The sequence below is a fragment of the candidate division TA06 bacterium genome (assembly GCA_004376575.1).
Classification (GTDB): domain Bacteria; phylum Hydrothermota; class DG-26; order E44-bin18; family E44-bin18; genus E44-bin18.
On sequence record SOJN01000022.1, the window covers coordinates 12,572 to 28,245 of the forward strand.

Annotated in this window: 12 protein-coding genes; all 12 read left to right on the top strand. The window is 48.9% G+C overall.

Features of this window, described 5'->3' with window-relative positions; all coding sequences use genetic code 11:
• The first annotated feature begins 231 nt into the window (after positions 1-231).
• The 12 genes from E3J62_01540 (at position 232) to E3J62_01595 (ending at position 15,657) form a co-directional block, all read left to right on the top strand.
• The gene (locus E3J62_01540; GenBank protein TET47392.1) at positions 232-1,152 is read left to right on the top strand and encodes a class I SAM-dependent methyltransferase; all 921 of its coding nucleotides are present in this window, start codon (positions 232-234) and stop codon (positions 1,150-1,152) included.
• On the top strand, positions 1,149-2,279 hold the full coding sequence (locus tag E3J62_01545; protein TET47393.1) for a glycosyltransferase: 1,131 nt from the start codon (positions 1,149-1,151) through the stop codon (positions 2,277-2,279). Before E3J62_01540 ends, E3J62_01545 begins: the two co-directional genes overlap by 4 nt.
• Before the next feature lie 171 nt (positions 2,280-2,450).
• Positions 2,451-3,740: a UDP-glucose/GDP-mannose dehydrogenase family protein gene (locus E3J62_01550; protein TET47394.1), complete on the top strand. Its 1,290-nt coding sequence runs from the start codon at positions 2,451-2,453 to the stop codon at positions 3,738-3,740.
• Entirely contained in the window at positions 3,737-4,675 is a 939-nt protein-coding gene (locus E3J62_01555) for an SDR family oxidoreductase (GenBank protein ID TET47395.1), read from the top strand. Before E3J62_01550 ends, E3J62_01555 begins: the two co-directional genes overlap by 4 nt.
• A gap of 13 nt (positions 4,676-4,688) precedes the next feature.
• A complete protein-coding gene (locus E3J62_01560) occupies positions 4,689-6,293 on the top strand; it encodes a hypothetical protein (protein ID TET47396.1) in 1,605 nt (534 codons plus the stop codon).
• Between the two features lie 26 nt (positions 6,294-6,319).
• Positions 6,320-6,994 (top strand): glycosyltransferase family 2 protein, encoded by a 675-nt coding sequence (locus tag E3J62_01565; GenBank protein ID TET47397.1) that lies wholly within the window; start codon positions 6,320-6,322, stop codon positions 6,992-6,994.
• A gap of 12 nt (positions 6,995-7,006) precedes the next feature.
• On the top strand, positions 7,007-8,002 hold the full coding sequence (locus tag E3J62_01570; GenBank protein ID TET47398.1) for a flippase-like domain-containing protein: 996 nt from the start codon (positions 7,007-7,009) through the stop codon (positions 8,000-8,002).
• Entirely contained in the window at positions 7,999-10,455 is a 2,457-nt protein-coding gene (locus tag E3J62_01575; GenBank protein ID TET47399.1) for a hypothetical protein, read from the top strand. Before E3J62_01570 ends, E3J62_01575 begins: the two co-directional genes overlap by 4 nt.
• Before the next feature lie 24 nt (positions 10,456-10,479).
• Entirely contained in the window at positions 10,480-11,193 is a 714-nt protein-coding gene (locus E3J62_01580) for a polyprenol monophosphomannose synthase (GenBank protein TET47400.1), read from the top strand.
• A 50-nt stretch (positions 11,194-11,243) separates the two neighbouring features.
• Positions 11,244-12,104: a glycosyltransferase family 2 protein gene (locus E3J62_01585; GenBank protein TET47401.1), complete on the top strand. Its 861-nt coding sequence runs from the start codon at positions 11,244-11,246 to the stop codon at positions 12,102-12,104.
• Positions 12,104-13,525 (top strand): sugar transferase, encoded by a 1,422-nt coding sequence (locus tag E3J62_01590; protein TET47402.1) that lies wholly within the window; start codon positions 12,104-12,106, stop codon positions 13,523-13,525. Before E3J62_01585 ends, E3J62_01590 begins: the two co-directional genes overlap by 1 nt.
• Positions 13,525-15,657: a hypothetical protein gene (locus E3J62_01595; GenBank protein TET47403.1), complete on the top strand. Its 2,133-nt coding sequence runs from the start codon at positions 13,525-13,527 to the stop codon at positions 15,655-15,657. Before E3J62_01590 ends, E3J62_01595 begins: the two co-directional genes overlap by 1 nt.
• The last annotated feature ends 17 nt before the right edge of the window (positions 15,658-15,674 follow it).

Consider the following 15,674-nt stretch of genomic DNA (forward strand, 5'->3'; position numbering starts at 1 on the left):
CTGCAACAGTCTGCACTCTGAAATTGTGAAGACCGTTCGGCGTTGACTTTGGCCATCTTTTCCCATATATTACGCGATTGGGTATGGTGCGCAAAAAGATGTGCAGAGTTGCCTAAATGAACAAGAAGGGATGTTCTTGTTGCCTCAGACCGGGTTGGGGATTGTGAGCACATTGAGACACCAATGGGGCTCTGGCTCTCAGAGAAGCACTAACTCTGAAGAAGGCTTGTGATGTTGAAGGAATGGGAATTGATTCCGTGCGATATTTGTGGATCAACGACTTTCTCCATCTTTTGGGAAAAGCGAACCTCGAAGTATGTCAAATGTTCTCAATGTGGACATGTTTTCGTTAGCCCGCAGTGGACCCCAGAGGTCATCAAAACCGAAGCTGATGAGTTGGCGAAAGGTTACCATGCCACCGATGAAAGGATAGAATCGGATTTTTCCAGTTTTATACGCGAATATATTCACTATCCGAGGCTGAGCTCCGTTGAAAAATACAAGAAGAACGGGAGGTTGTTGGATGTGGGATGTGCCACAGGTGCATTCATGTTCTCTGCGAGAATGAGAGGATGGGAACCTTTTGGGATTGAACTTTCGCAGGTTAGCGCCCGTTACGGGAGAGAGGTGGAACATCTAGATATTCATGTAGGGACCCTGTTTGACGCGGGTTTCGCCAGCGGTTATTTCGATGTCGTTACCATGTGGGAGGTGATAGAGCACCTGCCCACGCCAACTGGGTACTTAAGGGAGGTCAAGAGGATCCTGAGAGAAGGGGGAGCCGCTCTGCTTTCGACACCGAACGTCAATTCTTTGACCCGACTCATCATTGGGAAGAAATGGGAAGTCATCTCACCTGAAGAGCATCTTCACCTCTTTTCTGAAAGAACAGTCAAAACCCTGTTTGAAAAGTCTGGTTTTCTGGTTTCCAGAAGTGTGACTGAGGACATTAATCCGTTACTCATCATCAGAAATCTAGTCTCTCGCAGGCGAAGCGACGACCGAGGGGAAAAGCGGAGAGAGATTGTTGCATTAAGGAATGTGATTGAGAAACACAGGATTCTCAAGTCATCGCGTCGAGCAATGAACACCATTCTTTCAAGAATCAAATTAGGTGATACCCTTGTCGTCCTAGCTGAGAAGGCCCAATGACTGTCTGCTATTTTGGAACGTATCTGAGGGACTATTCAAGGAACAGAATCATTATAAAAGGCCTGAAGAAGAATGATGTGCAGATAAAAGAGTGCCACGCTGAGCTGTGGAGCAATACAAAAGAGAGGCTGAAAGAGTTCAGTGGATTTATCAGGAAACTGATACTTATCAAACGTATCCTCTCTTGCTATGTTCTTCTCATCAAGCGGTATCGCCAGATCGGAAACTACGATGTCATGTTTGTGGGCTACACCGGTCATTTCGATACCTTTCTCGCAAGATTTCTCGCTGGCCTTAGACGACGGCCTCTGTTTTTTGATGCTTTCGTATCCCTGTATGATACTTTTGTTGACGACCGCCAGTTAGTTTCTTCAAGGTCCCTTCTTGGTCGTGTTCTCAGGTGGGTTGACAGAAAGTCTTGTATGTTAGCTGATAAGGTGCTCCTGGATACCAACGAACAGATTGAATACTTTCGCAAAAAGCTCGCCCTCACTGACGTGAAATTCCACCGGATCTGGGTGGGTGCCGAGGATGGCCTCTTCTATCCAGGCCCTGAAAAAGATGATGATTCTTTCGTGGTTCTTTTCTATGGTTCGTTGATTCCTTTGCAGGGGGCGGAGGTTATTCTCGAGGCTGCGAAGATATTGGAGACCCATTCAGACATACGGTTTGAAATTGTCGGTTCTGGACAGCTCAGCAAAAAGATCGCTGCTCTTGCAGAAAGCCTGAACCTAATGAATGTTTCATTCATTGAGTGGGTGGATTACGAAAAGCTTCCCGAAAAAATTGGAGAATCTGAAGTTTGTCTGGGCATCTTTGGAAACACTTCGAAGGCTCAACGGGTCATACCCAACAAGGTCTATCAGGCCCTTGCTATGAGGAAACCGGTAATCACAGGAGACTCGCCAGCAGCAAGGGAAGCTCTGATTCACGGTGAGAACGCCGTTCTCTGCAAAATGGGAGATCCTGGACGATTGGCAGAAGCAATCCTTTCGCTCAAAAAGGATCCTCTTCTCAGAAGAAAAATCGCCGAGAACGGCCATTCTCTTTTCAAGAGCCATTTTACGACCGAAAAGATCGGGAGGATGGTGAAGGGACTGATATCACAATCTGTCGCGTGTGAGTAGTCATTCCCTCGTTGTTTGAGTTGCTGAATAGCGAATTGCAGATAACCTCGGTGCGTCGGGGTTTTCATGTTTGAAATGAGTGGAGATGGGTTGTGGCTTGACGGCCTCTGAGGTGTTTGTTATACTGACTTGCTTGATTCTCAAGCACTTATTCAAGTTTCGGAGGTGAAGATGAACATCGGGGTGGTTGGCTCCGGACATGTTGGCTTGGTGACTGGTGCATGTCTGGCAGAACTCGGTCACACCAGTATTTGTGATGACGACGACGTTCGCAAGATTGAGATGCTCAAAAATGGCCAGATGCCTTTCTACGAGCCCGGTCTGAAAGAAATGGTGGATAGAAATGTGGCGGCAGGGAGACTTGAGTTCACAACTGACATAGCACACACAATAGAGAGGTCGAGGGCGCTGTTTATTGCCGTAGGCACACCCCCGAGGGAAGATGGCGAGGCGGACCTGAGTACAGTGGAGGCAGTTGCCTCCAGGATAGCGGAGACGATGAGAGAATACAAACTGGTGGTGGAAAAGAGCACTGTGCCCGTACACACCGGGATTCAGATAAAGCGCACAATGGAAATGAGAAGAAAGAACGATGTGGAGTTCGATGTGGCGTCAAATCCTGAGTTCTTGAGAGAAGGAAGTGCTGTGCACGATTTCATGAACCCGGATAGGGTGGTAATAGGGTTTGAGACTGAAAGGGCAAGAAGGAATCTACTAGAGATCTACGGCCCGCTTAAGGCCCCAATAATAGAGACCGACATGCAGAGTGCAGAGATAATAAAGCACGCGTCAAATTCATTTCTCTCAATGAAGATTTCCTTCATTAATGCAATCTCAATCATATGCGAAATGGCGGGCGCAGATGTACTTAAGGTTGCCGAAGGAGTCGGCATGGATAAAAGGATTGGGCGGGCGTTCCTGGACGCTGGCGTGGGCTTTGGGGGGTTCTGTTTTCCCAAGGATATCAGGGCATTTGTTAGAATTGCAGAAAAGCTGGGATATGACTTCAGACTCCTGAAAGAAGTGGAGAGAATAAACGAAGAGCAAAAGGAGAGATTCGTGGCAAAGGTCAAGGAGGTTTTGTGGAACCTTTCGGGAAAGACGATCGGAGTCCTTGGATTGGCGTTTAAACCCAATACAGATGATATGAGGTATGCGCCGTCCCTGGACATAATCAACGGCCTCTTGTCAGAGGGCGCGAAGGTGAAGGCTTATGATCCGGCCGCCATGGATGCAGCCAAAAAACTGCTTAACAACGTCGAGTTCTGCAAGGACCCATATGATACTGCAAAGGATGCTGATGCTGTTGCACTAGTAACAGAATGGGAGGAGTTCGAGAAGCTGGATCTAGAAAAATTGAAGACCGTAATGAGGAGCCCTGTTCTCATAGACGGGAGAAATGTTTTTGACCCCGAAACGATTCAGGAGCTTGGTTTCGTTTACAAAGGGATGGGTAGATGAGGGCTGTGGTAACAGGTGGCGCTGGTTTCCTTGGTTCGCATCTCTGTGAGGCGCTCTTAGAAGACGGCTGCAGCGTAGTTACGATTGACAATCTGATCACTGGTAACAAAGAGAATATGGGGGCGCTTCTTGGCTTGTCTGAGTTTGAGTTTATCGAGGGGGACATCTGTGATGGCATAGATGTAGAAGGCGACATTGATATGATCTTCCATCTGGCCTCGCCAGCGAGCCCCAACGACTATCTCAATCTTCCAATAGAAACGCTCAAAGCAGGGACTGTGGGAACTCTGAATTGCCTTGAGTTCGCCCAAGAGAAGAGCTCTCTTTTTCTTCTTGCTTCCACCTCAGAGATCTATGGCGATCCATTGGAGCATCCTCAAAGAGAGGAGTACTGGGGCAACGTCAATCCTATAGGAGTCAGGTCTGTTTATGATGAAGCAAAGAGGGTCTCTGAGTCCATGGCTATGGCCTACCACAGGGAAAGAGGGGTGACAGTCAGGATAGCAAGAATATTCAACACCTACGGACCAAGGATGAAACGCGATGATGGGAGGGTCGTCCCCAACTTCATCGATCAAGCACTCCACGGCCAGGACCTGACAGTATTCGGAGATGGTGCCCAGACCAGGAGCTTTTGTTTTGTTTCGGACCTGATAGATGGTCTGCTCAAGCTGGCAAGGAGCGGTGTGGAAGATCCTGTGAACTTGGGGAACCCCGAAGAAGTCAGGATAGTAGATCTGGCGAAATTGATTTTGAAAATGGCAGGCAGCAATAGTGGCATAAAGTTCGAAGAACTGCCCGTAGATGACCCGCGTACAAGAAGACCTGACATATCCAAAGCAGAAAAGCTGTTGGGGTGGCAGCCCAACGTTGATCTGAATGTAGGACTTGAGAAAACGCTAGCCTGGTTTAGGGGGAAATTGCACAGGTCGTAGGAGAGGCGAGAGCTTGCGAGAAAGCAGCATTCTACCCCGGACTGCTTCTGAACAGATCAAGGTTGGACGGTCTGGCAAAGACTGGTTGGTTCTCGGAATCATACTCTTTGTCTACCTCTTGGTTTCAATTCTTCTCTTTGATCCCAGGCTACACACCGGTGGCGACAACGCGCGCTACATTTGTTTGGCCCGGTCTGTCCTTGCAGGCAAAGGATATAGTGACATCTTTAGACCAGGGGAGCCTCCTCATGCCCAGTACCCTTTTGGATACCCTCTCCTCCTGACCGCTGTGATGGCACTTTTCAGCAACTCGGTCATCGCTCTCAAGCTACTTTCCCTTCTTCTGGGTGCGGGGTGTGTCCTGCTTCTCTTTCTTCTACTGCGAGACCTGTGTAGCAGAGTGTTGCTGTTCTCAGTAGTCTTGCTTTTTGCAGTGGCCCCTCTTCTTCTCGAATACAGCCACTGGATACTGAGCGACGTCTCCTTCACGTTTTTCTCTCTGCTTTCCCTTTTTCTGTTCAAACAAGCTGACCTGAACAAGAAGAAGTTCCCGCCCCTCTTCTGGGCCTCTATCATATGTATGCTGTTTGCATACTACATAAGGACGGTCGGAGCAGCTCTACTACTGGGTGTTCTGTTCTATTTCGGATTCAGGAAGCGACTGAAGAGGCTGTTCGTCTCTCTGGCCATCATAGTGGTCGCGGTTCTCCCCTGGTCGATCAGGACAGCCAGGATCTCACAGGGGGGTGGTTATCTTACCCAGCTTACACTCAGGAACCCTTATGATATAGGGAGCGGGAGAATAGGAATGAAGGATGGTTTGGTCCGGCTGAAATCAAATAGCGTGAGTTACTTCTTGGTCAACATTCCCAAGACCCTGTTCAGCGTGCACCAAAAGTTTTGGCCCGTCGCAAGGAGAGGATTGGGCATCTACGTGTTTGGCTTCTTGGTTTCAGGCGTGATGCTTCTGGGCTTTGCACGGGAACTCGGGCGGGGAAACCGGCTTTCCCATTACTACGTAACGTTCTACATGGGGACGATACTCATCTGGCCTCAGGTTTGGGCCACTGATAGGTTCTTTCTGCCTGTGGCGCCCTTTGCTCTGTTCTACTTCTTTAGTGGTCTTCTACTCTTGACGCGAAAGCTTGAACCCTTACTTAGAAAAAGGGTGAGTCTGTTTGTGGCCGGGTTGATTCTGTTGTCGAGTTTGGGCACCATAGCAGGAACTGTGCCCCACGCCATGAGAATCATGCGGGCATATGCCAGTGGTGACAGATTTGCAGGATACCCGGCTGAGTGGACCAGATACTACGAGACAGCGACATATGCCTCAAAGTTCACACCAAGGGATGGAGTGTTTATGGCCAGGAAGCCAGCCCTGTTCTATCTGTTTGCGAACAGGAAATGTCTAGTCTATCCTTTTACGTTTGATAAACAGAGGATAGTAGAAACTATTAAAGAGAACAGGGTGTCATATGTTATTGTTGATGGTTTTACATGGACACAGACTACCAGGAGATACCTCGTCCCGGTCATAGTGGCCAATGAAAGAGATTTCGAGATAATATATACGACCCAGCCGCCGACTACGTATATGCTGCGCTACATCGGTGGGTAGTTTTTTCCTGCTGAGGAGCAGATTAGTTGAAGCTGTCCGTAATAATTCCTGTATACAATGAGGCTACTACCATAAAGAAAGTTTTGCAGCGGGTTTCTTCCGTGCCCCAGGAGAAGGAGATAATAGTTGTCGATGACTGTTCTAGTGATGGGACCAGGGACATTCTGAGAAATCTTGCCATGCCAGACATGAGGCTCATTTTCCATGAAAGAAATATGGGCAAAGGAGCGGCGATCAGGACAGGTCTGAAAGAAGCCAAGGGTGATGCGGTCATAGCACAGGACGCTGACCTCGAGTATGACCCCACGGAATTTGTGGCCCTGATGAATCCCATCAAACAAGGCCGCGCTGCGGTCGTATACGGCTCAAGGTTCAAGGGTGGAGGCAAGTTTCTTCTCAAGAGTCGGTTCGCCAACAGGGTTCTGACTGCCCTGACGAATCTTCTCTTCGGCTGCCACCTCAGTGACATGGAGACTTGTTACAAGTGTATGAGGATAGATGTAGCTAAGTCCATACAAATCAAGTCAAACGGTTTCGAAGTAGAACCGGAAATCACTGCCAAGATACTCAAGCGGGGATTCCACATCTGGGAGGTGCCAATAACGTATCGTGGCAGGAGTTCCTCTGAAGGGAAAAAGATAGGTTGGAAAGATGGCCTGAAGGCAATTGTTGCGCTCATACGTTATAGATTCAAGGAATAGCGTCACGCCAGGTTGGGTCAAGGTAGTCCGTCATCTGGGACTCTGCCGGAAGGGTTTGCAGGCTTGAAAGTTCAGAAGAGATGGCTCCGTGGGGCGGTTGCTCTGCTCCTCGTTCTCATAATCTTTCTTTTTCTGGGAAAAGAAATGTGGAAGAACTGGCGCCAGATCCCATTTGAACAGATTCGATTCAACTACTGGCTGGTTATTCTTTCTTATGCATGTATGTTTGCCTCTTTCTTGACCCACGCGGGTGTATGGAAGCTTATGCTTGCTGCCTATGGTGCCAAGTTGAGTTATGTTCACTCCTTTCAGATAGTCGTTACATCCCAACTGGGTAAGTACATACCAGGCAAGGTTTGGTTCGCACTGGGGAGAATGTATTTGGCCAAGGAATTTGGTGTTCCGGAAAGGGTTTCAATTGTGAGCGTTGCCTTGGAGAGTGTTCTTTTAGTCATATCAGGAGCCGTGATTGCGCTTTTGACAATTGTGGCCCCGTGGGCGCAGAACTTTCCTTTGAAATACTCCCTTTTGGCTCTGATAATCGTCGTGTGCGGTCTTGTTGTGACACATCCCAGGATTTTTGGTAGACTTGTTAATCTCACCACAAGGATGCTGAAACAAGAGAGCATACAAATGAATCTCACGTATGCTGGAATGGTCGGCCTTCTTTTGCTATACTCGGTCTGTTGGTTCTGGCAGGGGATAGGGTTCTTTTTTCTAATAGGGTCTTTCTATGAAATAGAAATGGCAAAATGGCCCGTCATATGGGGGATTTATGCTCTGGCGTGGATCACGGGCTTTTTGAGCTTTTTGGCGCCGGCCGGCTTGGGAGTAAGAGAGGGACTAATGACGCTCCTTCTCTCCTTCTACATGCCTCTGTCGCTTGCAGTGGTTGTTGCTCTAGTTGCTCGGATATGGAGCACAGTAGCCGAGGTGTTAGCCTTTTTCGTTTCGCTTCCTGCTATGAGAAAGTGGAGAAGTGCTGAACTGAAAAGGGAGGGGAGTTGAGTTCAAAGACCAGCAAAAAGAAGAAGCATACGGAAACGAGAACTAGGCCTGCTGGGATGAGTGACAAGCTTCAGGAGCGGTTAATTGTGGCGGTTCTCATCGCTCTTCCGTTCATACTCTACTACAAATACGTCTTCGGGGGCGGAATGCTCAAAAGTTCTGACCTGATGCTGGCGGGCTACGCGGTGAGGCAGTTCATTGCCGAATATCTGGCGTCTCACGGAAGGCTTCCGTTGTGGGATCCTCATGTGTTCGGCGGGATGCCTACGGTTGCGGCTTTCTATGGGGACGTATTCTATCCTACGACGCTCTTCCGTATTTTCATTCCTGTCAGGATTGTCTGGTCCTGGACCTTTGCAGCCCACATTGCGCTGGCTGGTGTCGCAACATTCTATTTCTGCAAGGATCTGGGCATTAACAGGTATGCTTCGGCAGTGGGAGCCCTCGGCTACACGTTCTGCGGCAGTCTGGTCTCCATGACAGCCCCTGGACATGACACCAAAATGATATGCGCATCTCTCCTCCCTCTTGCTTTTCTGTTCTTAAACAGGGCGATAAACAAGGGTAAGCTCTACCAGTTTATCTTTGCCGGAGCCACAGTTGGGTTTTCTTTCCTGGCAGGACATGTCCAGGCCACGTACTACATGGTGATCTCCCTTCTCATCTTCTTTCTATTCAGGTTGTTTGGAATGTGGAGGGATGCCGACCAGAGAGGGCGCATCAGAAAAGTCATTGTATACTCTGTCCTGGCGGTTTTCTTCATGGTGTGTTTGATTTCGATACAGTATCTGCCTGTGTACAAAAATATGCCTTTTGCCGCAAGAGGTGCTGAAAAGGGATTTGCATGGTCAACCTCGTGGTCACTGCCCACCAGCGAACTCATTGACCTGGTCACACCCCACTTCTCAGGCCTCGGAGCGAGATATTGGGGTACCAACTACTTCAAGCTCGACTCACAGTATCTGGGCATACTTCCCCTTCTTCTCGCCCCTCTGGCACTTCTGGGGAAGAGGCCCAGGAATGTGAAGTTCTTTGTTGGTCTTTTGCTTCTGGGAGTGATAATGGCCCTGGGCGGACATACACCACTTTACAGACTCGCGTACTACATTATGCCTGGAGTAAGAAAATTCAGAGGGCCTGCAACGATCTTCTATATTGCTTCTTTTTCTCTGAATATGCTGAGTGCATTCGGTGCCGCACACCTCATGCAGGATCTGAAGAACCCGCAAAAGAGGAAGATATATACTTACTTGTTGATTGCGCTTGGGGTCATTTTTCTATTCGCCATCATTTGTGCTGCGGGACGACAGTCCGTGATTCAGTTCATTTCAAACAGAATCGGGCCATACGTACGTTCTAGCTATTCACCGGAACTTGCCGCAAATAAGATTGCAAACCTGAGGGCCAACTACCCCTATTTTCTCAAAGGTCTCTCGTGGGCACTTTGTCTTTTTGCGGCCAACGCTGGCTTAATCTATCTGCTTGCAGCAAGAAAGCTTGCCAGAGAGACGTGGACAGTTGTCGCCTGCCTTTTGCTTCTGGTCGATTTGTGGATATTTGACAACCACTTCATACGTCAGGCTCGGAGACCTTCTGATTATTTCGCTCAGGACGAGGTGGTTAGGTTCCTGAAGGCTCGAAAAGGCCTTTTTCGGGTATTCCCCTTCAGGTATGAGAATACGAACAACGACTTCCTTAAGTTTCACGACATTCAAAGCGTAGCTGGTTACCACGGAAACGCGCTTCAGTCCTATCAGGATTTCACCGGGGCCGGAAGCTCTGTAATGTTTGGCGCGAAAAACCTTCATAACAAGAACTTCCTGGCCGTCTTGAATGTTAGATTCCTGATAAGCTTCTCTCTGCCGGAAGATGTGAGTAGATTCGACGCAAGAACCAGAGAGGCGATTGAGAGCCTTAGAAAGTTCTTTCAGAAGGGACATTTCAGGGAGGTGTTTCGGGGAAGGACCTATGCAGTCTATGAAAACATTTCCGCACTCGACCGTGCTACTCTAGTTCCCGGTTATGAGGTGCTTCCCAGAGATAAGATTCTGGACAGACTTAGAGACGATTCCTTTGACCCCAGGGATGTGGTTATTCTGGAAGAGGAGATCGGCATGACCGTGCCCGGTGGAAGTGGGCCGGCAGGGGATGTAGAAATAACAGAATATGGTCCAAACAGGATAGTCATGAAGGCAGACACCCGTGACAACAGCATACTGCTGCTCAGCGAAAACTTCTACGACCAGTGGCGGGCCCAGGTGGATGGAAAGAAGGTGAAAATGTACAGGGCCAACTACACATTCAGAGGAGTACCACTGCCTGCTGGTTCACACACCGTCCAATTGGATTATGACTCGCCTGCCATGAAACTGGGCGTGCTTTTGAGCACCCTTAGTTTTGTTCTGTTGATCATTTGCATTGTTGTTTGGCGCAGAGACTGCAGGAAGCCTTGAGACAGCAGGAGGTGTAAGACGGTTATGAAAGCTCTGGTGGTAATGCCGACCTATAATGAGGCGGACAACATCGCTGAAATGGTGTCTCAAGTACTATCGCAAGACCCTTCAATTGAGGTGCTCATAATAGATGACAACTCGCCTGACGGCACGGGAGAGATGGCTGAGAAGCTTGCTGCTCGAGACTCGAGAGTGCATGTTTTCCACAGAAAGGAGAAGCTCGGGTTGGGCAGTGCGTACGTTGCTGGGTTTAAGTACGCGCTCAAGGAAGGATATGATTACATTTTTGAGATGGATTCGGACTTCTCTCATGATCCGAAGGAGATAGGTAATTTCCTGAAGAACATGGAAGAGTATGATCTTGTCATTGGTTCGAGATATGTCAGCGGGGTGAGTGTGATAAACTGGCCGATGTCAAGATTGTTGTTGAGTTATTCTGCAAACATGTATGCGAGAATCGTGGTTGGAGCTCCCATAAGGGACCTGACCGGAGGATTCAAGTGTTTTAGGCGTAATGTGCTGGAGGCGATTGATCTTAACAAGGTACATTCCGATGGGTATGCTTTTCAGATAGAAATCAACTATAAGGCATACCGGAAGGGGTTCAGAGTAAAGGAAATCCCCATCATATTCGTGGAGCGCAGAGCGGGCGAGTCGAAAATGTCAAAGAAGATAATAGGAGAGGCCTTCTTTCTTGTGTATAGATTGAGAATCTTGAGCCTACTCAGAAAGCTGTGATTGACACAGAAAAGACTTGGTGTTAACGTGGATTTGATGGTCCCTACTTGATGGACGTATCCATCATAATCGTCAACTACAATACGCGGGCATCCTTGAGGAGGTGTCTCCACTCTGTTACCGCTTTCCCTCCACTCTGCGAGTTCGAAACCATTGTGGTTGATAACGCATCGATTGACGGCAGTGCCGAGATGGTCAAGAAGGCGTTCCCCCAGGCTGTGCTCGTTGAAAACAGGATAAACAAGGGGTTCGCAGGAGCACTGAATCAGGGGATAAGAAGGTCAAGGGGCAAGCTGCTGCTCTTTGTGAATCCTGATGTGATTCTGGCTCGGGGGTGCATCGAGGTCTTAGCCGAATTCATGGACAGGCATCCCGAACCTGGGATATGTGGTCCAAAGCTGCTGAACCCGGACGGTAGGATTCAACTTTCCTGTAGAGCTTTTCCCACCCTTGTTAACGTGTTCTTTGGACGGATGTCACTCTGGAACCGATTCTTTCCCCAAAACAGGATAAGCAGGTCCTTCCTTGAGGCCGATCTCGACTATAGTGTAGTGCAGGAGGTGGACTGGATAGTGGGCGCATGTATGATGGTCAAAAGGAAAGTGGTGGATTCGATAGGCTTTTTCGATGAAGACTATTTTCTGTTCGTGGAAGATACCGACTTCTGCTACCGGGCAAGAAAAGCGGGTTACTCAATCTATTTCGTGCCGCATGGTGTTGCGACACATGAGAGGGGCGTGTCGATGCGGAAATCGTTTGTAGTCTCAAAATACAGTCATAACATAAGTATGTATAAGTTTTTCGTCAAACATTACAAGCTGAATTCCATAATACGTGCTTGTCTGAGGATTGGACTCATCGCCAGGCTTCTGGTTGTGATCCCCGTGGAGGGGATTCAAAGGTCTCTCTGATGATTAAAGAAAAGGTTCATACTTTTGGAATTGGGCATGCGGTTGTAGACATCGCTTTGACAGTCGGGGCTTTTTATGTTGCCAGTTGGATAAGACGGGCACTTCTTCCGCCAGATTTAAAGGCTTTTCTCGATCTGAACAGAATAGGCTGGATGCTCATAGTGATAGTTCCCGTCTGGTTCATTTTGCTCAACTATGAAAAGGCCTACCCTTCTTTTGAACAGAGGTCTCTGAGAATCATTTGCTACAGGGCTGCGAAAGCTGCGCTCGAGGGGCTGGGGATACTCTTTGCCGTCATCTTTTTCAAGAGGGCCTATGTTCAAAGCCGCCTGTTCATACTCTTCTTCGGAGCCATTAATATTGGATTTCTAGTGGCGGCAAGGGTTCTCATTTTTCAGTGGAGAAAGCACTTTTATGCCAGGGGTTCACATCTTCACCAGGTACTCATTGTGGGAACGGATGATAACGCGGTCAAAGTCTCCAAACTGATAGCCGATCAATCGCAGTGGGGGTTTGACCTATCGGGGTTCTTGACGTTAAGCAGTAGCCACGAACGGAGCGCGGAGTGCACTCCAGTATTGGGCGAGCTGAAGAATTTGGGAGATATTCTTCATAATTCCCACATCGACTGGGTGATTTTTGTGGTAGACAGCAGTGAAATAGAGCTGGTCAGATCTGGCATCAGGGAGTGCGAGGAGGTAGGAGTAGTTGCATCGTATTTGATGGGCAACATGTTTCCGTTGAAGATGGCCAGGATGCATCTTGACGCATACGACGGCACCACATTTCTCACCTTTACGACTACCACTAGCTACGGTTGGTCTCTACTATACAAGGGCATCCTTGATAGGGTGGGAGCGTCTCTGGGAATCCTGCTTTTGTCTCCTCTCATGCTTCTGGTCGCCACTCTCATAAAGCTCTCTTCGAAGGGTCCGGTCTTTTTCGACCAGGAGAGGTGTGGACTGAATGGACGGAGGTTTGTGCTTTACAAGTTCAGGACTATGAAAGAGGGCGCAGAAAAGATGCTGGATGATGTCAAGGCGACAAGCGGTAATGGGTCCCGGGTGGTGTTCAAATTAAAGGATGACCCTCGGGTGACACGTGTGGGAAGATTCTTGAGAAGGTTCAGTCTGGACGAATTGCCTCAACTCTACAATGTGCTGAAAGGCGAGATGAGTTTGGTGGGTCCAAGACCGCCAATTCCGTCTGAGGTGAAGAAGTACGAACGGTGGCAAAGAAGAAGGTTATCCATGAAACCTGGTCTCACCTGTATTTGGCAGGTGAGTGGCCGCAATGAGGTGGATTTCGAAAAGTGGATGACCTTAGATCTTCAATACATAGATGATTGGTCGCTGACTCTGGATGCTAAGATTCTTCTGAAGACGGTACCTGCCGTACTCTCGGGGAAAGGGGCGTATTGATGAGGTCATTCTTCATTTTGTCAATGGTCTCTGCGTCCATCATGCTTTTCTGCATACAGTCCATGCCTGTGGAGTGGGAGAGCTACACCTATAGCAACGATGTCTATGACGTGACTGTGAGCGGGGGGAAGGTGCTGTGTGCTACCAGTGGCGGTGTGCTTGAGTTTGATAACGTAAGCAAGAGCTTTACAAAGTACACCAACGTTGATGGTCTCCTGGAGTGTCCCACAGCGGCTGTTGACGTGGACGATTCGCTGAACTGGTGGATGGCACATTCGACAAAGGGTGTGACTGTTCGTTCTCAGACTGGCCAACATAAGAGCTTCACGGAGTATGAAGGTATACCGGGGGAGAACCTTCATTGTATCAAAGCCATGGGCGACATAGTGATGGCGGGGACAGATGATGGGGTGTGGAGTGTGGACACCAATGGGGATCCGTTTGGCGGTAGTTTGTCTTCCAGCCTGTACCTTCAGAATATGCACGTGTGGGACATCGCCGTCGGCGACACCACAGTCTGGTATGGGACGTCGGATGGGCTGCATGGTGCTCTCAAGACTTCCCATTCAGAAACCACCTACCATTACACCACCGCGGATGGCCTGCCCAGTAACAATGTGACCTGTGTGGCGGAGCAGGGAAGCCTATGGGTTGGAACGGACAGCGGTATTGGGCTGTATGATGACACAACCTGGATTGATGTAAGCTCTGGCCTTCCTTCAGATGATGTAAGAGACCTCGTATTCTACAGGGATACATTGTGGGCGGCAACTGGGTCAGGGGTGGCCTTTTTTAATGGGGTGAGCTGGTCTGCGAGGAATAGTGGACTGCCATCCACAAATGTGACCAGCCTGGCAGGAGGGCCTTCTTCTCTTTGGTGCGGAACGATTCGCGGAGGTATTGCGGAATACAGTGGGACCTGGGTAGGATACTCCTCGCCCGGGCTTCTGAACAATGATGTGGAAGGGGTTACCAGTGAAACAGATGGCTCAATGTGGGTGGTCTATGACCACTCTTGGGTTGGCGTGAGCAGGCTGAAAGAAGGAGACTGGCAGCATTTCACCAGGGATAGCTTTGAGGTCCTGCGCCATCACAGCAAAACTGTCCGTGTAGACAACGCCGGGAATGCCTGGTTTGCCACCTGGGGAGGAGGCGCTGTGGAGAGGACAGTATCTGGCGAATGGTATGTCTTTACAGACACCAATGGATATCTGCCCACTCCTTACACAAGTGCTCTGGACATTGATCAGTATGACAACAAGTGGATAGCCTCCTACAGGGTAGGCGCGTCAGGCGGAGTTACGGTTCTTTCTCATGACAATTTGCGGAAGGAACTGTTCGATAAGGTCGAATTGCTGGTGACAACCGACATAGCCATAGACAGCTCAGGAAATAAATGGTTTGCCTCATATTCTTTTGGTCTTCAATGTCTGTCCGATGGAGGCACCCCTTTCGATCAGTCTGATGACTCCTGGCGGTTTTATCAGGAGCCTGAGCTGCCCAGTGATGAGACCCGTTCCGTGGGCGTAGACAGGGATGGGGATGTTTGGGTTGGCACCACCGGAGGTGTCGCCAGGATTAGAGATGGAAATGTAATCGAAGTCTATTATGCGAGTCCTGGTGGACTTCCCTCCAGTTTCATTTATCAAATTGTTCCGGATTGGAAAGGCGGCATGTGGTTTGAGCATGAGCATGGCATTACAAGAAGAAATCCTGATGGTACGTGGAAAAACTACACGTGGACAGACGGTCTGGTCAGTGATAAAATAAGCTATCTCCACAGTCACCTCCACTTTGATACGGATAGAGGTGACCTCCTGATAGGCACCAGCGGTGGTCTCAGCAGACTTCATACCGGTATCATTCCGAATGCGTCATGTGATTCCATTCAGGTCTACCCAAATCCATTCATCCCTCCCCAGGGACACAGGAGAGTTACTTTTGAGAAAGTTCCTGACGGATCCACGATCAGGATATATACGATGTCGGGAGAACTGGTCAGAGAGATTGAAGTGGTGAATACGCTTGCGCACTGGGACGGGAGGAACAACCTTGGCGAAAATGTGAGATCAGGTGTCTATATTTTCGCTATCGGAGAATGCAGGTCAGGAATAGTCGCTGTGGTTAGATAAAAGGACTTGACAGAAGT

What these genes read in the sequence shown, in the direction of transcription:
- E3J62_01580 (TET47400.1), top strand. Translation starts at nt 10,480, where the DNA reads ATGAAAGCTCTGGTGGTAATGCCGACCTATAATGAGGCGGACAACATC.
- E3J62_01555 (TET47395.1), top strand. Translation starts at nt 3,737, where the DNA reads ATGAGGGCTGTGGTAACAGGTGGCGCTGGTTTCCTTGGTTCGCATCTC.
- E3J62_01590 (TET47402.1), top strand. Translation starts at nt 12,104, where the DNA reads ATGATTAAAGAAAAGGTTCATACTTTTGGAATTGGGCATGCGGTTGTA.
- E3J62_01595 (TET47403.1), top strand. Translation starts at nt 13,525, where the DNA reads ATGAGGTCATTCTTCATTTTGTCAATGGTCTCTGCGTCCATCATGCTT.
- E3J62_01550 (TET47394.1), top strand. Translation starts at nt 2,451, where the DNA reads ATGAACATCGGGGTGGTTGGCTCCGGACATGTTGGCTTGGTGACTGGT.
- E3J62_01545 (TET47393.1), top strand. Translation starts at nt 1,149, where the DNA reads ATGACTGTCTGCTATTTTGGAACGTATCTGAGGGACTATTCAAGGAAC.
- E3J62_01585 (TET47401.1), top strand. Translation starts at nt 11,244, where the DNA reads ATGGACGTATCCATCATAATCGTCAACTACAATACGCGGGCATCCTTG.
- E3J62_01540 (TET47392.1), top strand. Translation starts at nt 232, where the DNA reads ATGTTGAAGGAATGGGAATTGATTCCGTGCGATATTTGTGGATCAACG.